This window comes from Methylobacterium sp. D53M, from assembly GCF_053345625.1.
The window spans coordinates 12,725-34,774 of sequence record NZ_JBKFAL010000015.1 but is presented as its reverse complement, the minus strand read 5'-3'; the positions used below and the strand labels follow the sequence as shown (position 1 = coordinate 34,774).

23 protein-coding genes are annotated in these 22,050 nt (G+C 71.0%); 7 read left to right on the top strand and 16 right to left on the bottom strand.

The annotated features are described in order from the left end of the window. The first annotated feature begins 88 nt into the window (after positions 1–88). Both ACLBYG_RS19735 and ACLBYG_RS19730 read left to right on the top strand, forming a co-directional pair. Positions 89–880 carry a DUF937 domain-containing protein gene (locus ACLBYG_RS19735; protein ID WP_447682541.1) on the top strand — a complete coding sequence of 264 codons (792 nt, stop codon included), beginning with the start codon at positions 89–91 and terminating at the stop codon, positions 878–880. A 72-nt stretch (positions 881–952) separates the two neighbouring features. Then, positions 953–1,270, top strand: a complete 318-nt coding sequence (locus ACLBYG_RS19730) for a cupin domain-containing protein (RefSeq protein WP_100252789.1) — start codon at positions 953–955, stop codon at positions 1,268–1,270. Between the two features lie 33 nt (positions 1,271–1,303). On the opposite strand, the gene ACLBYG_RS19725 is transcribed toward ACLBYG_RS19730, so the two are convergent. Then, positions 1,304–1,753: a hypothetical protein gene (locus tag ACLBYG_RS19725; RefSeq protein ID WP_447682540.1), complete on the bottom strand. Its 450-nt coding sequence runs from the start codon at positions 1,751–1,753 to the stop codon at positions 1,304–1,306. A gap of 540 nt (positions 1,754–2,293) precedes the next feature. Here ACLBYG_RS19725 and glyA point away from each other — a divergent pair. The 4 genes from glyA to ACLBYG_RS19705 all read left to right on the top strand — a co-directional run bounded on the left by glyA (position 2,294) and on the right by ACLBYG_RS19705 (position 5,980). After that, complete coding sequence (gene glyA / locus ACLBYG_RS19720; RefSeq protein WP_012320887.1) at positions 2,294–3,598, top strand: serine hydroxymethyltransferase; 1,305 nt, start codon at positions 2,294–2,296, stop codon at positions 3,596–3,598. Between the two features lie 115 nt (positions 3,599–3,713). After that, positions 3,714–4,247, top strand: a complete 534-nt coding sequence (gene nrdR / locus ACLBYG_RS19715; RefSeq protein WP_447682539.1) for a transcriptional regulator NrdR — start codon at positions 3,714–3,716, stop codon at positions 4,245–4,247. Continuing rightward, complete coding sequence (gene ribD / locus ACLBYG_RS19710) at positions 4,244–5,353, top strand: bifunctional diaminohydroxyphosphoribosylaminopyrimidine deaminase/5-amino-6-(5-phosphoribosylamino)uracil reductase RibD (RefSeq protein WP_447682538.1); 1,110 nt, start codon at positions 4,244–4,246, stop codon at positions 5,351–5,353. The genes nrdR and ribD overlap by 4 nt, the downstream gene beginning before the upstream one ends. A gap of 3 nt (positions 5,354–5,356) precedes the next feature. Next, the gene (locus ACLBYG_RS19705; protein WP_447682537.1) at positions 5,357–5,980 is read left to right on the top strand and encodes a riboflavin synthase; all 624 of its coding nucleotides are present in this window, start codon (positions 5,357–5,359) and stop codon (positions 5,978–5,980) included. A 106-nt stretch (positions 5,981–6,086) separates the two neighbouring features. Here ACLBYG_RS19705 and ACLBYG_RS19700 read toward each other — a convergent pair whose 3' ends face one another. The 12 genes from ACLBYG_RS19700 to ACLBYG_RS19645 form a co-directional block, all read right to left on the bottom strand. Then, positions 6,087–6,515, bottom strand: coding sequence for a PaaI family thioesterase (locus tag ACLBYG_RS19700; RefSeq protein ID WP_447682536.1), 429 nt, complete (start codon positions 6,513–6,515; stop codon positions 6,087–6,089). A gap of 266 nt (positions 6,516–6,781) precedes the next feature. Further along, positions 6,782–8,353, bottom strand: coding sequence for a SpoVR family protein (locus ACLBYG_RS19695; RefSeq protein WP_447682535.1), 1,572 nt, complete (start codon positions 8,351–8,353; stop codon positions 6,782–6,784). 34 nt (positions 8,354–8,387) lie between these two features. Then, the gene (locus tag ACLBYG_RS19690) at positions 8,388–9,689 is read right to left on the bottom strand and encodes a YeaH/YhbH family protein (protein ID WP_447682534.1); all 1,302 of its coding nucleotides are present in this window, start codon (positions 9,687–9,689) and stop codon (positions 8,388–8,390) included. 193 nt (positions 9,690–9,882) lie between these two features. Then, complete coding sequence (locus ACLBYG_RS19685; protein ID WP_447682533.1) at positions 9,883–11,835, bottom strand: PrkA family serine protein kinase; 1,953 nt, start codon at positions 11,833–11,835, stop codon at positions 9,883–9,885. 218 nt (positions 11,836–12,053) lie between these two features. Further along, positions 12,054–12,497 carry an Ig-like domain-containing protein gene (locus tag ACLBYG_RS19680; RefSeq protein WP_026605036.1) on the bottom strand — a complete coding sequence of 148 codons (444 nt, stop codon included), beginning with the start codon at positions 12,495–12,497 and terminating at the stop codon, positions 12,054–12,056. 120 nt (positions 12,498–12,617) lie between these two features. Further along, positions 12,618–13,037, bottom strand: coding sequence for a hypothetical protein (locus ACLBYG_RS19675; RefSeq protein WP_447682532.1), 420 nt, complete (start codon positions 13,035–13,037; stop codon positions 12,618–12,620). A gap of 90 nt (positions 13,038–13,127) precedes the next feature. Next, entirely contained in the window at positions 13,128–13,631 is a 504-nt protein-coding gene (locus ACLBYG_RS19670) for a MerR family transcriptional regulator (protein ID WP_100252799.1), read from the bottom strand. Between the two features lie 114 nt (positions 13,632–13,745). Further along, on the bottom strand, positions 13,746–14,066 hold the full coding sequence (locus ACLBYG_RS19665; RefSeq protein WP_091979909.1) for an integration host factor subunit alpha: 321 nt from the start codon (positions 14,064–14,066) through the stop codon (positions 13,746–13,748). Positions 14,067–14,233: 167 nt separating this feature from the next. Beyond that, positions 14,234–15,241 (bottom strand): beta-ketoacyl-ACP synthase III, encoded by a 1,008-nt coding sequence (locus ACLBYG_RS19660; RefSeq protein ID WP_051123757.1) that lies wholly within the window; start codon positions 15,239–15,241, stop codon positions 14,234–14,236. 99 nt (positions 15,242–15,340) lie between these two features. Beyond that, positions 15,341–16,375 carry a phosphate acyltransferase PlsX gene (gene plsX / locus ACLBYG_RS19655; protein ID WP_091927318.1) on the bottom strand — a complete coding sequence of 345 codons (1,035 nt, stop codon included), beginning with the start codon at positions 16,373–16,375 and terminating at the stop codon, positions 15,341–15,343. Between the two features lie 144 nt (positions 16,376–16,519). After that, positions 16,520–17,050: a YceD family protein gene (locus ACLBYG_RS19650; protein WP_020093879.1), complete on the bottom strand. Its 531-nt coding sequence runs from the start codon at positions 17,048–17,050 to the stop codon at positions 16,520–16,522. Then, positions 17,047–17,616, bottom strand: coding sequence for a ubiquinol-cytochrome C chaperone family protein (locus ACLBYG_RS19645; protein ID WP_020093880.1), 570 nt, complete (start codon positions 17,614–17,616; stop codon positions 17,047–17,049). The genes ACLBYG_RS19650 and ACLBYG_RS19645 overlap by 4 nt, the downstream gene beginning before the upstream one ends. A gap of 155 nt (positions 17,617–17,771) precedes the next feature. Here ACLBYG_RS19645 and ACLBYG_RS19640 point away from each other — a divergent pair, with 155 nt between their 5' ends. Then, complete coding sequence (locus ACLBYG_RS19640) at positions 17,772–18,269, top strand: outer membrane protein assembly factor BamE (protein ID WP_020093881.1); 498 nt, start codon at positions 17,772–17,774, stop codon at positions 18,267–18,269. Here ACLBYG_RS19640 and ACLBYG_RS19635 read toward each other — a convergent pair. From ACLBYG_RS19635 to ACLBYG_RS19625, 3 genes are all read right to left on the bottom strand, one after another. Then, the gene (locus ACLBYG_RS19635; protein WP_447682531.1) at positions 18,206–18,916 is read right to left on the bottom strand and encodes an HAD hydrolase-like protein; all 711 of its coding nucleotides are present in this window, start codon (positions 18,914–18,916) and stop codon (positions 18,206–18,208) included. The genes ACLBYG_RS19640 and ACLBYG_RS19635 overlap by 64 nt on opposite strands. Positions 18,917–18,938: 22 nt before the next feature. After that, entirely contained in the window at positions 18,939–20,852 is a 1,914-nt protein-coding gene (locus ACLBYG_RS19630) for a PAS domain S-box protein (protein ID WP_447682530.1), read from the bottom strand. Positions 20,853–20,955: 103 nt separating this feature from the next. Further along, positions 20,956–22,047, bottom strand: coding sequence for an alkene reductase (locus ACLBYG_RS19625; RefSeq protein ID WP_447682529.1), 1,092 nt, complete (start codon positions 22,045–22,047; stop codon positions 20,956–20,958). Positions 22,048–22,050 lie beyond the last annotated feature (3 nt).

Below are 22,050 nucleotides of genomic sequence, written 5' to 3'. Positions count from 1 at the left end.
TTCCGCGGGTGGGAACTGGTATTTCCCCGCGCAAAGGGTCACGATGCCCTGTCCCGGGCGGTCCCGGCCGGGACAGGATCGAGGCGTCATGTTCAACCCGCTCGAGATGTTCCAGGCCCAGGGCGAGGCCGGGCTTCAGGCCATGGGCCAGCCGTTCGGCCTGACGACCGAGCAGACGGCCCGTGCCTTCGAGGCGCTGATGCCGGCCCTGACGCTCGGGCTCCAGCGCAGCGTCGGCCTGGACCCGACCGGCTTCGCCCGGATGTTCGGTCTTGAGGCCGCCAAGCCGGCGCCGGCGCAGGGGTTCGAGGCCCTCGGCCAGATGTTCGGCTCGGCGCAGCTGATGCAGGCGGTGCTGCGGCAGGCCTCGGCGACGAGCGGCGTCGGCGCGCAGGTCCTGCGCCAGATGCTGCCGATGATGGCGGGCGCCGTGGTGGCGAGCATCGTCCACGTCATGCTGAACCAGCCGCAGGCCGAGCCGGCGCGACCGAGCGCGCCGCCGCCGCCCGTGCCGTTCCCCTTCGGCCCGGCCTGGGCCGAGATGGCCAGGGCGATGATGCCCGCCGTCGAGCCGCCGGCCCCGCCGCCGAAGCCTACTGCCAAGCCCGCCGCCAAGCCCACCGCCGATCCGCAGGCGAGCGCGGGCGAGGCCGGCTCCGACATGTTCCAGCAGATGCTGCGCACCGGGGCCGAGGTTCAGGGCAACAACATCCGGGCGATGCAGGAGCTGTTCGAGACCTTCTGGCCCACCTCCGGCACGCCGTCCGCGAGCGCCGTGCCTCCGGCGCCGTCGGGCAGCCCGGCCCGGCCGGATCCGGCGCCGGCCGACCCCGCGGCCGGCAAGGGCCGGCGCGGCCGCCAGCCCGGCGGGACCGGTTGACGCGGGGGCGGGGTCCGGGCGGGCGTTGACCCGACCGATCGGAGCGGCACCCTGCCGGCGAGGAGACCCGTGATGAGCGATTACCTGACCGCCTGGGACGACCGCGCCGAGAGCCTCGGCGGGAACGGTGTCGCCAAGCGCACGATCCCGGGCTCGGGCGCCAGCCTCGTGCGCGTGGTCGTCCCGGCCGGCGTCTCGGCGCCGGCGCACAGCCACGATCACGAGCAGTTCGTGCAGGTGCTCTCGGGCTCGGGGATCCTGGAGACCGAGCGGGGCCGCGAGCCGTTCTCGGCCGGCAGCGTGTTCCACTTCCCTGCCGGGGCGTGGCACGCGGCCGCGTTCGAGACCGAGACGGTCCTGATCGAGACGAACCTCGCCCCGCGAGCCTGACGGCGCCGCCGCGGCGCGGCACGCCGTCCGGCCTCAGCCGCCCGCCGAGGCGTCGAACTGCGCCTCCAGACTGACGATGCGCGCCACCATGTCGCGCGCGTAGCGGATCGCGCCCTCGGCGGTGAGCAGCTGCCCCTCTTGCGGATCGAAGACGATACCGTCCGACTGGGCCGCGCAGGCCGCGACAGCCATCCACGCCCCGACGCAAGCCGGGAGCGTGGCGAAGTAGAAGGCATAGACGCACGTCCACGGCCCGCCGAAGTCGATGTCGGTATAGGTGTCCGTCAGATCCGACAGCGGAATGATCTGGCATTCGAAGCCGGCCTCGCGGCGCCGCCAGGTCGCGGGCAGAGGCCCTTGCGTGGCCGGCGGTATGCGCGCGGCGTCGAGTTTCAGATCGAACCCGTTTTCGTGGATGGCCGCCTGCCACTCCGCCACGCCAGGCATCGCGCCCGCGCAGAGCGCGTAGGCTTCCATGCTCATGCCAACCCCTGTCCGAGCAGGATCGCGGATATTGACAGTCCCTTGACCGAGTTTCCTCGTCTCAAGTGAACCTCTATGACGGGAAAACTGTCATCCACGCCGACATCTCTGCGCAGTTCGCGCGCGCGAGCCGGCGTCTACTGCGCCTTGCCGGTCTTGATATCCCAGATCGCTCGAACCGGGGCAGCGCTGGCCCTGCCGTCGCGCGATGAAGGCCAGGCCGAGCCGAAGCTCAGTGATGGAATAATCCAGGACATCCGGCAGATCGCAGTACCGCATCGCGTCTCTGATCCTCGAAACGTTCATGATTTATTCCATGACTTTTTTCCTTTTATGAGCCGCTGGTCGCAGAGAAGGAAAGTATGCCGGCAGCACTCTCGAGGTCGCCGCGGCAGGCTGCGACAAATTATTCTTGGCGCGCGAGCAAAATGCCTGTGCTTGGCCTGAGCCCTCGGCGCGTGTAGGAATCCCACCTTCAACGCCCGCCCGTGCACGCCGACGAAAGGCCGGGCATCGCCCCTACCAGAACAGAGGCAGACCATGAGCGCCGGTACCGCCGCCGACAAGCACTTCTCCAACAGCTTCTTCGCCGCCCCGCTGACGGAAGCCGACCCCGAGATCGCCGAGGCGGTGGCCAAGGAGCTCGGCCGCCAGCAGCACGAGATCGAGCTGATCGCCTCGGAGAACATCGTCTCCCGCGCCGTGCTGGAGGCTCAGGGCTCGGTGCTCACCAACAAGTACGCGGAGGGCTATCCGGGCCGGCGCTACTACGGCGGCTGCCAGTTCGTGGACATCGCCGAGGATCTCGCCATCGAGCGCGCCAAGCGCCTGTTCGACTGCGGCTTCGCCAACGTGCAGCCGAATTCTGGCTCCCAGGCCAACCAGGGTGTGTTCCTGGCGCTCATGCAGCCCGGCGATACCTTCCTGGGCCTCGACCTCGCCGCCGGCGGCCACCTGACGCACGGCGCGCCGCCGAACGTCTCGGGCAAGTGGTTCAAGCCGGTCTCCTACACGGTGCGCCGCGAGGACCAGCGGATCGACATGGAGCAGGTCGCCCAGCTCGCCCAGGAGCACAAGCCGAAGGTGATCATCGCCGGCGGCTCGGGCTACCCGCGCCACTGGGACTTCGCCAAGTTCCGCGAGATCGCCGACTCGGTCGGCGCCTACTTCATGGTCGACATGGCCCACTTCGCGGGCCTCGTGGCGGCCGGCGTCCACCCGTCGCCGTTCCCGCACGCCCACGTCGCCACCACGACGACCCACAAGACCCTCCGCGGCCCGCGCGGCGGCATGATCCTGACGAACGACGAGGCGCTCGCCAAGAAGTTCAACTCGGCGATCTTCCCCGGCCTCCAGGGCGGCCCGCTGATGCACGTCATCGCCGGCAAGGCGGTGGCCTTCGGCGAGGCGCTGAAGCCCGAGTTCAAGATCTACGCCCGCCAGGTGGTGGAGAACGCCCGGGCGCTCGCCGACACGCTGATCTCGGGCGGCTACGACATCACCTCGGGCGGCACCGACAACCACCTGATGCTGGTCGACCTCCAGCGGAAGGGCCTCACCGGCAAGGCCGCCGAGGCGGCCCTGTCGCGGGCGCACATCACTTGCAACAAGAACGGCGTCCCCTTCGACACGCAGAAGCCGACCATCACCTCGGGCATCCGGCTCGGCACCCCGGCCGGCACCTCGCGCGGCTTCGGCGTCGCCGAGTTCAAGCAGATCGGCGGCTTCATCGTCGAGGTGCTGGACGGGCTCGCCGCCAAGGGTGAGGCCGGCGACAGCGCGGTCGAGGCCGACGTCAAGACCCGCGTCCACGCGCTGACGGACCGGTTCCCGATCTACGGCTGAGGCAAGAGGGCCGCTTGAGGCAAGGCCGGTCTTCCGGGCCGGCCCGCGGTGGATTAGGAAACGGCCGCGGATCCGACCGGTCCGCGGCCGTTTTCATGCCCGAGTAGCGAGATCCATGCGCTGTCCCTACTGCGGCGGCTCCGAGACCCAGGTGAAGGACTCGCGGCCCTCCGAGGACGGCGCCGCGATCCGGCGCCGCCGGGTCTGCCCGGACTGCGCCGGCCGCTTCACCACCTTCGAGCGCGTGCAGCTCCGCGAGGTCGTGGTGCTCAAGCGCTCGGGCAAGCGCGTGCCGTTCGACCGCGACAAGCTCCAGCGCTCCATCGACGTGGCGCTGCGCAAGCGCGCCGTCGATCCGGAGCGGATCGAGCGGCTGGTCAGCGGCATCACTCGGCAGCTCGAGAGCGCCGGCGAGCCCGAGGTGACCTCCGAGGCGATCGGCGAGCTGGTGATGGCGGGGCTGAAGGGCCTCGACGACGTCGCCTACGTGCGCTTCGCCTCCGTCTACAAGAACTTCCGCGAGGCCCGGGACTTCGAGGAGCTGCTCGGCACGCTGAGCGACGGCACGCCGGTACCGGCGGACGCGCCGGGTCCGGAGGGCGACCCGGAGCCCGAGGCGTCGGGGCGGCGCCGCGCCGGGCGTCCATGAGCGGCGACCCGAACTTCATGCGCCTCGCCCTGGCGCTGGGCCGACGCGGGCTCGGCACCACCTGGCCGAACCCGTCGGTCGGCGCTGTCGTGGTCGAGCCCGAAACCGGCCGCATCCTCGGGACGGCGGCCACGGCGCCGGGCGGGCGCCCGCACGGGGAGCCCGTGGCGCTCGCCGCCGCCGGCGAGGCCGCCCGCGGCGCGACCCTCTACGTCACCCTGGAGCCCTGCTCCCATCACGGCCGCACGCCGCCCTGCACCGACGCGATCCTGGCCGCCGGGATAGCCCGGGTGGTCAGCGCCCTGGAGGATCCCGACCCGCGGGTGGCCGGGCGCGGCCACGACCTCCTGCGGCGGGGCGGCGTCGCGGTCGAGACCGGGCTGATGCGGGAGGAGGCGGCGCGCGACCATGTCGGCCACGTCACCCGGGTGACCCGCGGCCGCCCGGCCCTGCACCTCAAGCTCGCCCGCACCCGCGACGGCTTCTGCGCTTCCGCCGGGCCGGAGCGCCTGCGGATCACCGGGCCGGTGGCGGACGGGGCGGTCCACCTGTGGCGGGCCCACGCCGACGCGATCCTGATCGGCATCGGCACCGCCCGGGCCGACGACCCGTCGCTGACCGTGCGGCTGCCGGGCCTCGGCGCGCGCTCGCCCCTGCGGGTCGTGCTCGACACGCATCTGCGGCTCTCCCCGGCGAGCGTCCTCGCCCGCACCGCCCGCGACACGCCGACTTTGGTGCTCACGACCCGCTCGGCCCCGGCCCACGCGCGGCGGGCCCTGGAGGCCCTCGGCGTCGAGGTCGCCACCGTAGCGGCAGACGCGGCCGGCGGGATCGACCTCCCGGCGGCCCTGGCGCGTCTCGGCGAGCGCGGCCTGACCCGCCTGTGCAGCGAGGGCGGCCCCCGCCTTGCGGAGGCGCTGGCCCGGGCCGATCTGATCGATGCCTGCACGCTGGTCACGGGGCCGGCGGAGCTGGGCGCAGCGGGCGGCCTGCCGGCCCTGGGCCCGGCCCTGGCGGAGGCCCTGGCGGGCGACCGGTTCCGGGAGGCCGAGCGGCTGCAGCTCGGGCCCGACACGGCCGTGACCTACGAACGCAACAGGACGTAAGCGATGTTCACGGGCTTGGTCAGCGCCATCGGCACGGTCGTCTCGGTCTCGGGCGACGGTGACCTGCGCCGGATCGCGATCCGCGCCGCCTACGATCCGGCGACGATCGCGCTCGGCGCCTCGATCGCCTGCGCCGGACCGTGCCTCACCGCCGTGTCGGTGGAGCCGGCCCCGGGCGGCTGCGTCTTCGCGGTCGACGCCGCCGCGGAGACGCTGGCGCGCACCACCGTCGGCAGCTGGGTGGCGGGCACGCGGATCAACCTCGAACGCTCCCTGAAGATCGGCGACGAGCTCGGTGGCCATCTCGTCACCGGCCACGTCGACGGCCTCGCCGAGATCGTGGAGCGCGTGAGCGTGACGGCCGATGCCTGGGGCGCCAGCGAGCGCTTCACCCTGCGGGCGCCGGCCGCCGTGAAGAGATTCATCGCCGAGAAGGGCTCGGTCTGCCTCGACGGCACCTCGCTCACCGTGAATGCGGTCGCGGACGACCTGTTCTCGGTGCTGCTAATCCCGCACACGCTCCAGGTCACCACCTGGGGCGAGCGGCGGCAGGGGGACCGGCTCAACCTCGAGGTCGACCTGATCGCCCGCTACGCCGCCCGGCTCGCCGAGGCGCGTGCCGGCTGAGCCGGCCCCCGTCCTTGCGAGCGCAGCGAAGCAACCCAGCGACACGCCCCGTCTGGCAATCGCGCGCTGCCCTAGGTTGCTTCGCTGCGCTCGCGAAGACGGCGCGTCAGCGCGGCGGGATCGAGTAGGTGCCGGTGGCGTGGCAGACGAGGTCGGGGTTGCCCGCGGCGGTGATCGACACCTCGCCGACGGCGAGGCGCCGGCCGAGCTTGAGCAGCCGGCATTCGGCCACGAGATCCCCGGTGGCCGGCCTGCGCAGGAAGTTGAAGGTGAGGCTCGTCGTCACCGCGAGCGCCACCGGACCGATATTGGCCAGGATCGCCGCGTAGAGGGCGTAGTCGGCCAGCGCCATCATGGCCGGCCCCGACACGGTCGCGCCGGGACGCAGGAAGCGCTCGTGGGCTTCGAGCCGCATCCGCGCCGAGAGCGGTCCCACGGCCTCGAGGTGGTAGGCGCGCCCGCCCGCCTGCATCTGCGGGAATTCGCGGTCGAGGAAGTCGCCGGTCTCGGCGAGGGTGAGGATCGTGGCGGTCATTGCCCCATGCAGCACGGCGGTACCGCCGAGGCAATCACGAGGCCTTCGGAACTGCCGTCCTCATCGGAAGGTCCCGGTCGATCGGCCGGTGCCGTCTTGGCGAGCGGCGCGAAGCGATCCAGTCGGCGCTACATTCACCGATGTCGCGCGACCCTGGGTCACTTCGCTGCGCTCGTGATGACGGAGGGCTGCCGCCATCGAGGGTTTCGGCCGGACGCCACATCAGGACGGGGAACCGGGCGGGAGGCGCCCTCCCGCCGTCCCGCTCAGAAGAAGATCGGCCGCGCGCTGGCGGTGATCTCGCCGAGCACCGCGCCGTTGGCCGGCTCGACCTCCTTGAGCACCACGTCGTAGCCCCAGAGGTCGGCGAGGTGCTGCAGCACGCGCTTGGCGTCGTCCTTCTGCAGGGTAATCTTGTTGATCGCCTTGTGGTGCAGGATCAGGCGCCGGTCGCCCTCCAGATCCACGTCCACCACCTCGATGTCGGGGTCGAGCCACGCCACGTCGTACTGGCGCGCGAAGGCCCGGCGCAGCTTGCGATAGCCGCGCTCGTCGTGGATCGCCTCCACCCGCAGCTCCGGCTCGTCGGGATCGTCGACCACGTGGAACAGGCGCAGGTCACGCATCAGCTTGGGCGACAGGAACTGCTGGATGAAGCTCTCGTCCCGGTAATTCTCCCAGCAGTCGCGCAGGACCGCCATGGCGTCGCCGACCCCGGCGATATCGGGGAACCACGCCCGATCCTCCTCGGTCGGCTGCTCGGCGATGCGGGCGATGTCCTGCATCATCGCGAAACCGATCGCGTAGGGATTGTGGCCGCCGTAGGAGCGGTCGTCGTAGTTCGGCTGCCGGATGACGTTGGTGTGCGACTGCAGGAACTCGAGATAGGCCGCCTCGGTGATCTGCCCGGATTCCGAGAGGGCATTCATGATCCGGTAATGGCAGTAGGTGGCGCAGCCCTCGTTCATCACCTTGGTCTGGCGCTGCGGATAGAAGTACTGGGCCACCAGGCGGACGATGCGCAGGATCTCGCGCTGCCAGGGGCGCAGGCGGGGCGCGGCCTTCTCTAGGAAATATAGGATGTTCTCCTGCGGCAGTTCGAGCAGCGCCTTGCGCCGCTCGGCGGCCGCGTCCGGACGCGCCGTGCCGATCTTCTGCGGCAGGGTGCGCCAGAGATCGTTGTAGATCTGCTCGCCGTGCTCGATCCGCTCGCGCTCGCGCCGCTGCTCGGAGGCGAGGTCCGGCCGCTTCTTGCGCGGGTAGCGGTGGACGCCCTGGCTCATCAGCGCGTGGGCGGCGTCGAGCACCTGCTCCACGGCCTGGTGGCCGTAGCGCTCCTCGCAGCGGGCGATGAAGCCCTTGGCGAAGTCGAGGTAGTCGAGGATGCCCTCGGCGTCGGTCCACTGCCGGAACAGGTAATTGTTCTTGAAGAAGTGGTTGTGGCCGAAGGCGGCGTGCGCGATGACCAGCGTCTGCATCGTCGCCGTGTTCTCCTCCATGACGTAGGAGATGCACGGGTCCGAGTTGATGACGATCTCGTAGGCGAGCCCCATCAGGCCGCGGCGGTAGCCGGCCTCGTGCTGGGCGAAGTGCTTGCCGAACGACCAGTGCTTGTAGAACAGCGGCATGCCGATCGACGCGTAGGCGTCGAGCATCTGCTCGGCCGTGATGATCTCGATCTGGTTCGGGTACCACGACAGCCCGAGCTGCGGCCCGGCCACCGCCTCGCAGGCGTCGTGGATCCGCCGGATCGTGTCGAAATCCCAGTCGTTGCCGGTGAACAGCGGCTTCTGGTTGCCCGCGATGATCTGGGGCGTGCGTGCCTTGACGAGCGTCATGCGGCCTCCCGATCGGTCGATGCGTGCGACGGCATCACGCCTCCGCCTCGGCGCGGCCTTCCTTGCGCCCGAACAGCTCGCGGAAGACCGGGTAGATCTCCCGGCGGTGGTTGACCTTGCGCATGGCGATCGGGCCGCCGGCCTTGGCGATCGCCTCGTAGGTCCGCCACAGGGTGGTGCGGTGCTCGACGAAGCCGGCGCGGGGACCGTTCTCGTCGCCCACCTCCAGATAGGCGAAGTGCTGGCAGGCGGGCAGGATGTGCGACCGCAGCAGCTCCGTGGAGGTCGGCGCGTCGGAGGAGACGTTGTCGCCGTCCGAGGCCTGGGCCGCGTAGATGTTCCAGTCGTTCGGGTCGTAGCGCTCGGCGATGACGCGCTTCATCTCCACGAGCGCCGACGACACTAGCGTGCCGCCGGTCTCGCGAGAGCCGAAGAAGGTCTCCTCGTCCACCTCGGTCGCCCGGTCGGTGTGGCGGATGAACACGATCTCGACGTGCCGGTAGCGGCGCGTCAGGAAGATGTGCAGCAGGATGTAGAATCGCTTGGCGAGGTCCTTCATGTGCTCGGTCATCGAGCCGGACACGTCCATCAGGCAGAACATCACAGCCTGCGCGATCGGCCGCGGATAGGGCTCGAACCGGCGGAAGCGCAGGTCGATCGGGTCGACGTAGGGGATGCGCTTCGCGCGCTCGCGCAGCCGGAACAGGGCCTGCTCCAGGTCCGGCCGCTCCGGGTGCCCCTCGGCGAGGGCGTCGAGCCGGGCCTCCAGGGCCGCGACCTCGTCGGGTTTCGGACGCTTGAGGGCGATCCGCCGCGACATCGAGTTGCGCAGGGTTCGGGTGAGCGCGAGGTTCGCGGGCGAGCCGGTGACCGTGTAGCCCGCCCGGCGCAACCCTTCCGTCTCGACGATGGCGAGGCGACGCTTGGCGAGGTCCGGCAATTCCAGATCCTCGAGGAAGAGTTCCAGGAACTCCTCGCGGGTGAGCACGAAGCGGAACGCGTCCTCGCTGTTCTCGCCGCCCTCCCCGCCCTCGCCGGAGCCGCGACCGCCGCCGCTGCCCGGCGGGCGCTCGATCGTGTCGCCCTCCACGTAGGTCTTGTTGCCGGGCAGGATGTGGTCCTGCAGGCCGGTGCCGGGCTGGCGCGAGAAGCGGGGCTCCCGGACGCCGTCCGCCGGCACGGTGACGCGGCCGTCCTTGCCGAGGTCCTTGATGTCCTTCTCGCGGGCGGATTCCCGCACCGCGCGCTGGGCCACGTCCTTCACGCGCCGCAGGAAGCGCTGGCGGTTCGGGAGGCTCTTGCCGCCCGGGTTCAAACGTCGGTCGACGATGTGCATCCGCTGCGAAAACCCTCGTCCGCGTGCTCCGGCCGGGTCCGGACCCTTGTCGTACCATGCTGTCACCGGAGGGAAGGATCCCTCTTTGGCAGCAGGGCCGCGATCTTCGCCGGCCGGTCGTCCGAAACTGTGGCGGCGGAGGGTCGGTACGGGGCCCGGCCGACCGAGCGGGCCGGTCGAGCCCCGTCGTCCCTCAGCCGGCCTGCTTCACCCGCATGTACCACTCCACCAGGCGGCGGACCTGCCGCTCGGTGTAGCCGCGCGCGACCATGCGCTCGACGAACTCGCCGTGCTTCTTCTCGGTCTCGCCGTCCTTCTTCGAGCCGAAGGAGATCACCGGCAGCAGCTCCTCCACCTGGGAGAACATCCGCCGCTCGATCACCTCGCGCAGCTTCTCGTAGCTGGTCCAGCTGGGATTCCGGCCGCCGTGCTGCGCCCGGGAGCGCAGGGCGAACTTCACCACCTCGTTGCGGAAGTCCTTCGGGTTGGCGATCCCGGCGGGCTTCTCGATCTTGGTCAGCTCCTGGTTGAGGAGCTCCCGGTTCATGAGCTGGCCGGTCTCGGCGTCCTTGAAGTCCTGGTCCTCGATCCAGGCGTCGGCGTAGTCGATGTACCGGTCGAACAGGTTCTGCCCGTAATCGTGGTACGATTCGAGGTAGGCCTTCTGGATCTCGTGGCCGATGAACTCCGCGTAGCGCGGGGCCAGTTCGGTCTTGATGAATTCCAGGTACTTCTTCTCGGTCTCGGGCGGGAGCTGCTCGCGGCGCAGCGACTGCTCCAGCACGTACATCAGGTGCACCGGGTCGGCCGAGACCTCGGTGGTGTCGTGGTTGAAGGTCGCGGCCAGCACCTTGAAGGCGAAGCGGGTCGAGATCCCGTCCATACCCTCGTCGACGCCGGCCGTGTCCTTGTACTCCTGCATCGAGCGGGCGCGGGGATCGACCTCGCGCAGGGACTCGCCGTCGTAGACCCGCATCTTGGAGAAGACGTTGGAGTTGGCGTGCTCGCGGAGCCGCGACAGCACCGAGAACCGCGCCAGCATCTCCAGCGTGCCGGGGGCGCAGGCCGCGTCCGACAGCTCCGAGCCGGAGATCAGCTTCTCGTAGATCCGCTGCTCCTCGGTGACGCGCAGGCAGTACGGGACCTTGATCACGTAGATCCGGTCGATGAAGGCCTCGTTGTTCTTGTTGGTCTTGAAGGTCTGCCACTCGGCCTCGTTCGAGTGGGCGAGGATCACGCCGGTGAACGGGATCGCGCCGATATTCTCGGTGCCGACGTAGTTGCCCTCCTGCGTCGCCGTGAGCAGCGGATGCAGCATCTTGATCGGCGCCTTGAACATCTCGACGAATTCGAGGATGCCCTGGTTCGCCCGGTTCAGGCCGCCCGAGTACGAATAGGCGTCGGGATCGGCCTGCGACAGCGTCTCCAGCCGGCGGATGTCGACCTTGCCGACCAGCGAGGAGATATCCTGGTTGTTCTCGTCCCCCGGCTCGGTCTTGGCGATGGCGATCTGGCGCAGGCGCGAGGGCCGGACCTTGATCACCTTGAAGCGCGAGATGTCGCCGTTGAACTCGTCGAGGCGCTTGAGCGCCCAGGGGCTCATCAGGCCGGTCAGCCGCCGGCGCGGGATGCCGTAGCGCTTCTGGATCTCCTCGCCCATCGTCTCCGGGTCGAACAGGCCCAGCGGGCTCTCGAAGACCGGCGAAATCTCGTCCCCGGCTTTAAGTACGTAGACGGGGTGAACCTCCATCAGGAGCTTCAGCCGCTCGGCCAGTGACGACTTGCCGCCGCCGACGGGCCCGAGCAGGTAGAGGATCTGCTTACGCTCCTCCAATCCCTGCGCGGCGTGGCGGAAGAACGAGACGATCCGCTCGATCGTCTCCTCCATCCCGTAGAACTCGCGGAAGGCCGGGTAGGTCCGGATCGTCCGGTTCATGAAGATCCGGCCGAGGCGCGAATCCTTGGATGTATCCACAAATTCGGGCTCGCCGATCGCCGCCAGGATGCGCTCGGCGGCCGAGGCATACATCAGGGGCTCGTCGCGACAGGCCTCGAGGTACTCGGAGAGCGTCATCTCCGTGTCGCGGCGGGCCTCGTACCCTCGGGCGAAGCTCTGGAAAAGGTCGTTCGTCGCATGCATCGGCATTCGATAACCCTCTCAGACCGTGACAGCTTCATCCTGTCTCGGCTCGGATGCAACCGACAGGCCCGCTTTTGTCGCAGTGCGGCGAGCATGGCGCCCGGCATGTCGATTGCATGCAACACTCCGGAGCGCTGAAGGCGTCACGGACGAGACTCCGTGACGCCCCCGGACGGCTGACCGAGCGGCAGGACTGGCGAGATACCGTTTCGGCCGGAGCCTGCTCACAAATCCGTGCCCTCTTTCTTGCCGTCGTCTCCTGATTTGGTCCCCGCGCCCCCGACCGTGATCTTGACGGTCTGAGTCTGGACTTGGCCGTCGGAGCTCTTGACCTCGAACGTCACTTCGTCGGTGCCGGTGAATCCGTTGTTGGGCTGGTAGAACAGCGCCTGGACGGCCGCTTCCTTGTTGGGACAGCGGTAGCTCGCCGGCGTCTTCAGCTTGCCAACCTTGGTGATCACCGACCCGTTCTTCGGCGGGCCCGAGACCTTGAACTCCGGCATCGGCCCAGGAGAACAATCCTTCTTGAGGTTGGGCGCGATCTCGATGCGGACCGTCTTGCCGGGCGCCACCGTCTTGGTTCGGCTGGACGGCGTCTGGGCCAGGGCGGGCCCGGCCAGTGCCATGCTCCCTGCGAGCAGCGCGGCGAGCGGACGTAGGGCAATCATGGCAGCGTCTCTCCAGTGCCGACCCGGGACCTCTCCCTGGACACGCGTCCGGATGTCCCGTTCATCGGTGGAGACCATGTGGGGACGCCGCGCACGGGCGTCGAGGGCTCGGGCGGCGGGTTAATTCTGGAGGGCCGCCGCGACGATCCCGGTGATGCGGGCGATCTGCGCCGCGTCGAGCTCGCCGGCCAGGGCGGCGGCGAGCCGCCCCTCGACCCGCGCCCGCTCCCCGGCATCGGCCACCGGCACGGGGGGAATCTCGTCCTCGGCCAGCCGGCAGACCCGGCGAATCGTCTCGGCGGCCGCCAGGAGTTTCTCCCGGTCGGTGGGACCCATCTCCCAGAGCGGGTTGCGCAGGCGGCTGATCACCCGCTTGGCGTCGCGATAGTCCCGGTCGACTCCGGTGGCCGCCTCGATCTGGCTGACGAGGAACATCAGCTCCAGGACTTCGGACGCCGCCTCCGGGCAGGAGCGTACGATCCGCATGATGCGGGCCATCAGTTCCTGGCTGGGCGTCAACTTGGGTTTGGGCGCGGCCATGCGGGCGACAACGCGACGTGTTGCCGGAAAGTTCGCCCGCCGCGCGCCGGGGCCGGGGTCGTCGAGCCCGGCAAGCCCGCTCAGGCCCGCTCAGGCCTCCATGTCGGGCAGGTCGCGCAGCCCGTCGAGCAGGGCGCGGCAGGCGCGCAACTCGTCCAGGGCCTCGGCCAGGGCCGCCCGGTCCGACGCGCCGAACGTTGCGCCCCCGGTTCCGCTCCGGCTTCCCGCCTCGGTCTCGACCTCCTGAAGCAGCGGCTCGGCCGCCACGGCCTCGCCGCGGCCGACGGCCTGCACGAAGCGGACGCCGTTCTCCTTGAGGACCCGCTGCGCCCCCGCGATGGTGTAGCGCTGCACGTGCAGGAGGTGGCGGATGCCGGCGACGAGCTCGATGTCCTGGGGCCGGTAGTAGCGGCGCCCCCCCGCCCGCTTCACGGGGCGGATCTGGCCGAAGCGGGTTTCCCAGAACCGCAGGACGTGCTGGGGCACGTCGAGTTCCTCGGCCACCTCGCTGATCGTCCGGAACGCGTGGGCGCTCTTCTCGCCGATCCCGGTCGGCGGTTCGTCGGTCGAGGCGGCGGCGAGGGCTGGCGGCATGGGCGTCTTACGGAGCGGGGCGAAGCGGCCCGATCTTGCCGGCTCGCGGGGCCGCACTCAAGCCTGAAGAGCCCGCCCGAAGCGCTCGCCGACGCGGCCGCATTCGCGGCGCGCTCAGTCGTCGTCGTGGTCGCCCGCGCCGTTCAGGCCGTTGATCTTGGCCTTGAGCACGTTGGAGGGCTTGAACACCATCACCTGCCGCGGCTCGATCGCGACCTCGACCCCGGTCTTGGGATTGCGGCCGACGCGCTTGCCCTTGCTGCGGACCACGAAGGAGCCGAACGAGGACAGCTTCACCGTCTCGCCGCTCGCGAGGCAGCTGCAGATCTCGGACAGCACGGTCTCGACGAGGGCGGCCGACTCGGTCCGCGACAGGCCCACCTGGTGGTAGACGGCCTCGCTCAAGTCGGCGCGCGTCACCGTCTTGCCTGCCATGCCGTGTCCCCTCGCCCGCGTCGCTCGCCCCATGACGCACGGCGCGGCATCCTTGGCCGCGCCGAACGCTGAAGGCGTATCCCTATGATCCGGCACGCTAATCGGCGCTCCGCCCCCGGTCAACCGCGCCGGGACAGCGAATCGTTTCGGGCGCGCCGCCCGAAACGCTACCAGCGGATCAGCGCGGCGCCCCAGCTGAACCCGCCGCCGATCGCCTCGATCATCACGAGGTCGCCCGCCCGGATGCGGCCGTCCCGCCGCGCCACGTCGAGGGCCAGGGGTATCGAGGCCGCCGAGGTGTTGCCGTGGCGGTCCACCGTCAGGACGATCTTGTCCCGGGCGACACCGAGCTTGTCGGCCGAGGCCTCGATGATCCGGCGGTTGGCCTGATGCGGCACGAACCAATCGAGTTCCTCCGCGGTGATGCCCGCCTGCGCGAAGGCTTCCACGATCACGTCGGTGACCTGCCCGACGGCGAATCGGAACACGTCGCGGCCCTCCATGCGCAGGTGGCCGGTGGTGCCGGTGGAGCCGGGGCCGCCGTCGACGTAGAGCTTCTCCCGGTGGCGGCCGTCCGACCGCAGGCTCGCGCTGAGGACGCCGCGGTCCCCGGCCCCCTCCTGCGCCTCCAGCACGACGGCGCCGGCCCCGTCGCCGAACAGCACGCAGGTGGTGCGGTCCTCCCAGTCGACGATCCGCGAGAAGGTCTCGGCGCCGATCACGAGGGCCCGGCGGGCGGCCCCCGTGGTCAGGAACTTGTCGGCGGTCGAGACCGCGAAGACGAAGCCGGCGCACACCGCCTGCAGGTCGAAGGCCGCGCCCTGATGGATGCCCAGTGCCGCCTGGATCTGGGTCGCGGTCGCCGGGAAGGTGTGATCCGGCGTCGAGGTGGCGCAGATGACGAGGTCGATGTCGTCCGCGCTCAGCCCGGCATCGTCGAGGGCCGCCCTGGCGGCTCGCGTACCGAGGACCGAGGTGGTCTCGTCGGGTCCCGCGAGGTGGCGCTGGCGGATCCCGGTCCGCTGGACGATCCACTCGTCGGACGTGTCCACCCGCTCGGCGAGGTCGGCGTTCGTCACCACCCGCGCGGGCAGGCTCGAGCCGGTCCCGACCACCACCGAGCGCAGAGGGGGGACGCGCCGGTGCTGCTCGGGGTCAGTGCGGAGGGTTGCCATCATTGTCCTTCCCGGACGATCCAGCTTCACAATCGCTGGTTGTGAAGCCGCGGGCGTCCGATTTCCATCCCGTCCGTCGACGGAGGCCCGGGGCCGGCGTCAGGCCGGCGCCAGCGCCGCCGTCTGGTCGAGCATCTCGCGGATCGTGCGGATCATGTCGTGGCGCGCCATGTCGTGCGCCAGATCGATCGCCGCGGCGAAGCCCTGCGCGTTCTCCGAGCCGTGGCTCTTGATGACGATGCCCTCGAGGCCGAGGAACACCCCGCCGTTGGCCCGGCTCGGGTTCATCTTGTCCTTGAGGGCCTTGAAGGCCTGCCGCGCGAACAGGGCGCCGATCTTGGCGGCCAGCGTCCGGGTCATGGCGGCGCGGAGATAGGTGCCGATCTGCTTGGCGGTGCCCTCGGCGGTCTTGAGGGCGATGTTGCCGGTGAACCCCTCGGTCACCACCACGTCGACCGTGCCGCGCCCGAGATCCGTGCCCTCGACGAAGCCGTGATAGGTCAGGCCGGGACTCTCCATCTCGCGCAGGATCCGGGCAGCCTCTTTGACCGCCTCGTTGCCCTTCATCTCCTCGGTGCCGACGTTGAGCAGGCCGACGGTGGGGCGCTCGAGGTCGAACACGATGCGCGCCATGGCCGAGCCCATCACGGCCATCTCGACGAGGTGCTCGGCATCCGTGCCGATGGTGGCGCCGACGTCGAGCACGACGCTCTCGCCGCGCACGGTCGGCCACAGGCAGGCGATGGCCGGGCGCTCGATGCCCGACATGGTCTTCAGGCAGATCTTCGACATCGCCATCAGCGCGCCGGTGTTGCCGGCCGACACGCAGGCATCGGCCTGCCCGTCGCGGACCGCCTGGATCGCCTGCCACATCGACGACTTGCCCCGGCCCTGGCGCACCGCCTGGCTCGGCTTGTCGTCCATGGCCACGGCCACGCTGGTGTGGCGGATCTCGACGCAGTCCTTGAGCCGGGGCTCCTTGGCGACCAGCGGCGCGATCACCGCCTCGTCGCCGAACATCAGGAAGGTGGTGCCGGGATGGCGCTCCCGGGCCAGCGCCGCGCCGGGCACGACCGTGGTGGGCCCGTGGTCGCCACCCATGGCGTCGAGCGAGATGCACACGCGTTGGGACATGTCGGTAGCGGGTCGCGGGTCTCGGCGGGAAAGGGGTCGGACGGCGGCGGGACGGGGCCCGCCGGGCGCGGCGGACCATAGCGATACCGGCCCGGCGGGCAAATGAAATCGGGCGGCCGGCGGTTCCGGCCGGACGCGGCGGCCTCAGCCGTCGCGGTCGCGGAGCTTGCGCAGGCCGTCGAGGGGTCCGGCCTCGTCGCCCGCCACGACCGGCTCGAAGGCGATGCCGGGCTTGCGCGGGTACGGGTCGAGGCCCAGCGCCAGGAACTCGGCGGTGAGCGCGCCGAAATCGATGCGGCCGCCGACCAGGGGGTCGGGGATGTCGGCGTCCTCGGCATCGGTGCCGGCGAGCCGGTCGGTGTCGGTGAACACCACCTCGACCGGCTCCCGGACCGGCGCCTCGAAGGGTTCGAGGCTGACGGTGCAGACCTGGGTCACCAGGGCCTCCACGGTGCCGGTCACGGTGAGGCGGCTGGTCGCCCCCTCGATGGCGAAGCGCCCGACGAGGTCGCGGATCCCCGGGATGCCGAAATCGGCGGCCAGCGCCGCGCACTCGGCCGGGCTCGCCTCCACGGTGACGGCGCCGCGCCCCTGGGGCAGGCGCTCGACATTGACCCAGCGCGCGAGCGGGAAAGCGTCCTGGCCGGCATCGCGGCTGCTGGCATCGCGGCTCATGCGCGTCCTCCGTGGTCAGGGCCGGCCGGTACCGGCGCGAAGCCGTCGGGCTCCGGGAAGGGCGGCCCGGCCGCGAGCAGCCCGTCGAGATCGGCCCCGGCGAGGGCGGCGTCGGCCGCCCGCACGTAGGCGGCGAGACCGCGCCCGTCCCCCTCGCCGCCGAGCACGTTGCGGACGAGGGCGGCCGCCAAGGCCGCGGCGTCGCCGGCCTCCAGGGCCGCGTCGTAGCCCTCGGCCCGGCCGTAGAAGGCGGCGCCGAGCTTCTTCATCCGCTTGGACACGCCCATGTCGCCGACGCCGAGTTCGCGCAGGGAGGCGTCGAGCTGAGTGAAGACCGAGTTCACCAGATCCTGCGCCACCTCGGCGGCCGGCGGCGGCAGCCGGTTCAGCCGGCGCAGGACCAGGATCGCGTGCAGGCACAGGGATTCGAACCGGCCCTCCACGGTGTCGGGCACGCCGAGATCCGTGTAGAGGCCCGGCCGCCGCGCGGCCTCGCTCAGGGCGACGTGCAGCCCCTCGACGGCGCGGCGGCGCGCGCCCGCGCGGCGGAACAGCCCGGCGATCATCGGTGTCGAACCCCGGCCCTCTGTGGCCAAGCTTGCCTTGTCAAAGCCATAACCCCGCGGTACGGCAACCCACGCCCAGGGCGCAAGCGCCGTCGGAGCCCCGTGCCGGCGGCGACGGTCGCGCCCCGTCCGTCAACACGCTCTCTGGGGGCCCGATGCGGCGCCGTTTCGTCCAGTCCTTCGCGCGCCTCGCCCTGCTCGGCCTCGCGGCAACCGGTCTGTCGGGCTGCATCGGCGAGGAGCTGCGCCACGGCTACCAGGTCGATCAGGCGGCGCTCGCCACGATCAAGCCCGGCATGGGCCCCGAGCAGGTGCTGCAGATCCTGGGCACGCCCTCGACCGTGTCCACGGTCGGCAACAAGTCCTGGTACTACATCTCGCAGAACACCCGCCGGACGATCATGTTCCTGGGCGAGCAGGTTGAGGACCAGAAGGTCACGGCCGTGTACTTCACCCCCGCCTTCAAGGTCGAGCGCGTGGCGCTCTACGGCCTGCAGGACGGCCGGATCTTCGATTTCATCGAGCGCACCACGCCGACGAGCGGCGCCGACCGCGCCTTCCTCAGCCAGCTGTTCCGCGGCCTGACCCGCTACGAGCCGTTCGGCAGCGGCAGCGGCACCAGCGTCGTGCCGGGCGCGAATCGCGGCATGTGACCGGCCTCGCCCGCCACGAGGCGGGCGATCGCCCCGGGCTCCGGGAACAGGTGCTCGGGGCCGTGGGACGCGAGGGCCCGCGGGTCAGTGTAGCCCCAGGCCACGGCGCCGAACGGGCAGCCCAGCGCCCGCGCCGCCTCGAGGTCCCGGATCTCGTCGCCGACGCAGAGGGCCCGGTGCGGCGGCACCCCGGTCCGCGCGAGCAACGCCCGCAGCCGGCGCGCCTTCCCGAAGATCGACGCCTCGCAGGCGTAGCTGCCGATGCGGGCGGCATTGTCCGGTCCGAGCACCCGCCGCACCGTGTCGGCGCGATTCGACGACAGGATCGCCAGCGGCACGCCCGCCGCCGCGATCGCGGCCAGCATCGCCGGGACGCCGGGAAACAGGGCGATCTGCGCGGCGTCGCGGGCGGCCAGCGCGTGCATGTGGCGGGCGATGAGCGGCAGCTTCCAGCGTGGGATGCCGAGATGGGCGACAATCGCCCGGGCGCCCTGGAGCCGGAGCTCCTCCACCTCGTGGGCCTCGACCCGGCGGAAGCGGTAGCGGTCGGCGACGCCGTTCAGCACCGAGCAGAACCACCCGAAACTGTCGGCCAGCGTGCCGTCGAAGTCGAGGACGACGAGACCCGGCCCAGGCGCGGCCGGCATCCGGGCCGGCATCCGAGCCACGTCAGGTCCGCAGGTTCTCGAGCGGGACGCTGAGCCGCATCAGGAGACCGCCCGGCGCCCAGTCGTGCTCCAGCACCCCGTCGAGCTGGCCGGCGACGCTGCGCTCGGCCAGCACCGTGCCGAATCCCTTCCGGGACGGCGCGCCGGCTATCTGCGGGCCGCCCTCCTCGCGCCAGGTCAGCGTGTAGCGGCCCGCCTCGCGGGTCCCGCTCAGCGAGACGCCGCCCTCCCGCGTCGACAGGCCGCCGTACTTGACCGCGTTCGTCGCCTGCTCGTGCATGATCAGCGCGAGGGCCGTGGCGGTGCGCTCGCCGATCTCGGCATCGTCCCCGGAGATCACCACGCGCGCGCGCCCGTTCTCCTCGTAGGCGGCCATGACCAGGCGCATCAGCCCGAGCACCGTCTGACCGGCGACCGGCGGGGCGCTGTCGGGAGAGTGCGGGCGGACGTATTCGTGGGCCCGGGCCAGGGCGCCGAGCCGCTCGCGGAACGCGGCCACGAAGGGCTTGGCCGCGGGGTCGGTCCGGGCGGTCAGGGCGGCGAGGCCGCCGACGACCGCGAAGATGTTCTTGATGCGGTGGGACAGCTCGCGGATCAGCAGATCGCGGGCCTCCTCGGCGCGCTTCGCCTCGCGCAGGTCGCGGGTGACCGTGGCGTAGCCGATCTCGGCCCCGGTCGGGTCGCGCACCGGGAAGATGTTGTAGAGCACGGCCAGGGGCTCGCCGGTGACGAAGTGCCGGAAGGCGAGTTCGCCCTCCCAGAACCCGTCCCGGCGCACCGCCGGCATCACGGTCTCGGCCAGGATCCGGCGGCTGTCGTCGGTGAAGAAGTCGGGCACCTTCTTGGCGCGGGCGGCGGCGAGATCGGGCAGGCCGACCAGGGCCATGGCCGCCTCGTTGAGGTGGGTGATCGCGCCCTCGAGGGTGGAGAGCCCGATGAAGTCCTTGGAGGTCTCGACGATCGCCGCGAGCTTGCGGGCCTCGGCCTCGGCGCGCTTCAAATCGTCGATGTCGGTGCAGGTCCCGAACCACCGCTCGATCCGCCCCTCAGCGTCCCGGATCGGCATGGCCCGCCCCAGGGTCCAGCGGTAGTCGCCGCTGTGGTGGCGCAGGCGATACTCGATCTCGTAGGGCTCGCCGGTCGCGAGGCAGTGGCGCCACCGCGCCCAGGCCCTGTCCTGGTCCTCGGCATGGAACACACCGTTCCAGCCCTCGCCGTCGGTGGAGCCGTAGGGGACGCCGGTGAACTCGTACCAGCGGTCGTTGTAGTAGTCGTGGAACCCGTCCGGCCGCGTGGTCCAGACCATCTGGGGCATCGCCGAGGTCATCACGCGGAAGCGGCGCTCGCTCGCGGCGATCTCGGCCTCGCGGGCGGCGACCTGCGCCAGCGTCCTGCGGTGCTCCAGCAGGCTGGAGATCTGGCGCGCCAGCGCCAGCAGGGTCGCGGTCTGCTCCGAATCGAGCCCCTCCGGCCGCGAGACGCGGTCCAGCACGCACAGCGCGCCGAGCGGGATGCCGTGGCTGCCGCGGATCACCGCACCCGCGTAGAAGCGGAAGGCCGGTGCCCCGGTCACGAGGGGATTCTCGGTGGTCCGGGGGTCCGTGGTCAGGTCCGGGATGACGAGAAGGTCGCCGGCCTCGATCGTGTGGGCACAGACCGAGCAATTGATCGGCAGCTCGCGCTTGCCGAGGCCCACCTCCGATTTGAACCACTGCCGCTCGGCATCGACGAGGCTGACGAGTGCGACCGGCGCCCGGCAGACATAGGCGGCGACCCGCACGAGGTCGTCGTAGAGCGGCTCGGGCTCGGAATCGAGGATCGCGAGATCGCGCAGTTCGGCGATCCGGTCGGCGGCGCGCCAGCGCCCGTCGGTCGGTCCGGCTTCCGCGAGCGCGTGAGGTGCAGGCACATCCATGGTCCTGCCCTCACATAGGCGCGCGACGGCCCGCTGCCAAGGAATTGCCGCGGTTTCCTGCCGCAGCCCTCCGGGCCGCGGCAGGGCGCGCGACCGCGGCGCGTCAGGCGGCGCGGGACTCGGTCAGGGTCGGGTAGTCGACGTAGCCCTCGGGGCCCTGGCTGTACCACGTCGCAGCGTCGTCCTTGGCGAGCGGCGCCTTCCTGGCGATCCGCTCGGCGAGGTCCGGGTTGGCGATGAAGGTCCGGCCGAACGCGATGGCGTCGGCCTCGCCGGCATCCAGCGCCTTCTGGCCGCTGACCCCGTCGTAGTCGGCGTTCAGGATCATCGGGTTGCGGAACACGCGCCGCATCGCCGGGGCGATCGGCGGGTGGTCGGCCTTGCCGAAGGTGCCGTTCGGCCCCGGCTCGCGCATCTCCAGGAAGGCGATCCCGGCATCGGCGAGCGCCTGGGCGGCGGCGACGAACAGCGGCTCCGGGTTCGAGTCGTTGCAGCCCTGGATCGCGCCGTTCGGCGAGAGGCGGACGCCCGTGCGCTCGGGTCCGGCGACCTTCGCCACCGCCTCGGTCACCTCGCGCAGGAGCCGCACCCGGTTCTCGATGGAGCCGCCGTACTGGTCGGTGCGATGGTTGGTGCCGTCGCGGAGGAACTCGTCGATCAGGTAGCCGTTCGCGGCGTGGATCTGCACCCCGTCGAACCCGGCCGCCAGGGCGTTGGCGGTGGCCCGCTCGTAATCGGCGAGCAGGCGCGGGATCTCGGACACCTCCAGGGCGCGGGCCTCGCTGTAGGGCTTCTTGCCGGAATAGGTGTGGGCCTGGTCGGGGGCCGTGGTGGGCGAGGACGAGACCGGCTTGGCGCCGCCGAGGAAGTCCGAATGGACCATCCGGCCCATGTGCCAGATCTGGCAGACGATCTTGCCGCCCCGGTCGTGAACGGCCTTCACGATCGGCCGCCACGCGTCAACCTGGGCGTCGGACCAGATGCCCGGCGCGTAGGGCCAACCGAGGCCCTCCTGGCTGATTCCGGTGGCCTCGGTGAGGATCAGGCCGGCGCCGGCGCGCTGCGCGTAGTACTCGGCCATGATCGGGGTCGGAACGTGCTCGCGGGTGCCGCGGCCGCGGGTCAGCGGCGCCATGAAGATCCGGTTCTTCGCCTCGATGGCGCCGATGCGGATCGGGTCGAGCAGGGACGGCATGGG

Bases quoted from the DNA above. Each gene is read 5' to 3' on its own strand.
- ACLBYG_RS19630 (WP_447682530.1), bottom strand. From the start codon at position 20,852: ATGGATGTGCCTGCACCTCACGCGCTCGCGGAAGCCGGACCGACCGAC.
- ACLBYG_RS19645 (WP_020093880.1), bottom strand. From the start codon at position 17,616: ATGATCGCCGGGCTGTTCCGCCGCGCGGGCGCGCGCCGCCGCGCCGTC.
- ACLBYG_RS19730 (WP_100252789.1), top strand. From the start codon at position 953: ATGAGCGATTACCTGACCGCCTGGGACGACCGCGCCGAGAGCCTCGGC.
- ACLBYG_RS19625 (WP_447682529.1), bottom strand. From the start codon at position 22,047: ATGCCGTCCCTGCTCGACCCGATCCGCATCGGCGCCATCGAGGCGAAG.
- ACLBYG_RS19690 (WP_447682534.1), bottom strand. From the start codon at position 9,689: ATGCACATCGTCGACCGACGTTTGAACCCGGGCGGCAAGAGCCTCCCG.
- ACLBYG_RS19660 (WP_051123757.1), bottom strand. From the start codon at position 15,241: ATGGCAACCCTCCGCACTGACCCCGAGCAGCACCGGCGCGTCCCCCCT.
- ACLBYG_RS19680 (WP_026605036.1), bottom strand. From the start codon at position 12,497: ATGATTGCCCTACGTCCGCTCGCCGCGCTGCTCGCAGGGAGCATGGCA.
- plsX (WP_091927318.1), bottom strand. From the start codon at position 16,375: ATGTCCCAACGCGTGTGCATCTCGCTCGACGCCATGGGTGGCGACCAC.
- ACLBYG_RS19670 (WP_100252799.1), bottom strand. From the start codon at position 13,631: ATGCCGCCAGCCCTCGCCGCCGCCTCGACCGACGAACCGCCGACCGGG.
- ACLBYG_RS19650 (WP_020093879.1), bottom strand. From the start codon at position 17,050: ATGAGCCGCGATGCCAGCAGCCGCGATGCCGGCCAGGACGCTTTCCCG.
- ACLBYG_RS19695 (WP_447682535.1), bottom strand. From the start codon at position 8,353: ATGACGCTCGTCAAGGCACGCACGCCCCAGATCATCGCGGGCAACCAG.
- nrdR (WP_447682539.1), top strand. From the start codon at position 3,714: ATGCGCTGTCCCTACTGCGGCGGCTCCGAGACCCAGGTGAAGGACTCG.
- ACLBYG_RS19635 (WP_447682531.1), bottom strand. From the start codon at position 18,916: ATGCCGGCCGCGCCTGGGCCGGGTCTCGTCGTCCTCGACTTCGACGGC.
- ACLBYG_RS19705 (WP_447682537.1), top strand. From the start codon at position 5,357: ATGTTCACGGGCTTGGTCAGCGCCATCGGCACGGTCGTCTCGGTCTCG.
- ACLBYG_RS19700 (WP_447682536.1), bottom strand. From the start codon at position 6,515: ATGACCGCCACGATCCTCACCCTCGCCGAGACCGGCGACTTCCTCGAC.
- ribD (WP_447682538.1), top strand. From the start codon at position 4,244: ATGAGCGGCGACCCGAACTTCATGCGCCTCGCCCTGGCGCTGGGCCGA.
- glyA (WP_012320887.1), top strand. From the start codon at position 2,294: ATGAGCGCCGGTACCGCCGCCGACAAGCACTTCTCCAACAGCTTCTTC.
- ACLBYG_RS19685 (WP_447682533.1), bottom strand. From the start codon at position 11,835: ATGCCGATGCATGCGACGAACGACCTTTTCCAGAGCTTCGCCCGAGGG.
- ACLBYG_RS19675 (WP_447682532.1), bottom strand. From the start codon at position 13,037: ATGGCCGCGCCCAAACCCAAGTTGACGCCCAGCCAGGAACTGATGGCC.
- ACLBYG_RS19725 (WP_447682540.1), bottom strand. From the start codon at position 1,753: ATGAGCATGGAAGCCTACGCGCTCTGCGCGGGCGCGATGCCTGGCGTG.
- ACLBYG_RS19665 (WP_091979909.1), bottom strand. From the start codon at position 14,066: ATGGCAGGCAAGACGGTGACGCGCGCCGACTTGAGCGAGGCCGTCTAC.
- ACLBYG_RS19735 (WP_447682541.1), top strand. From the start codon at position 89: ATGTTCAACCCGCTCGAGATGTTCCAGGCCCAGGGCGAGGCCGGGCTT.
- ACLBYG_RS19640 (WP_020093881.1), top strand. From the start codon at position 17,772: ATGCGGCGCCGTTTCGTCCAGTCCTTCGCGCGCCTCGCCCTGCTCGGC.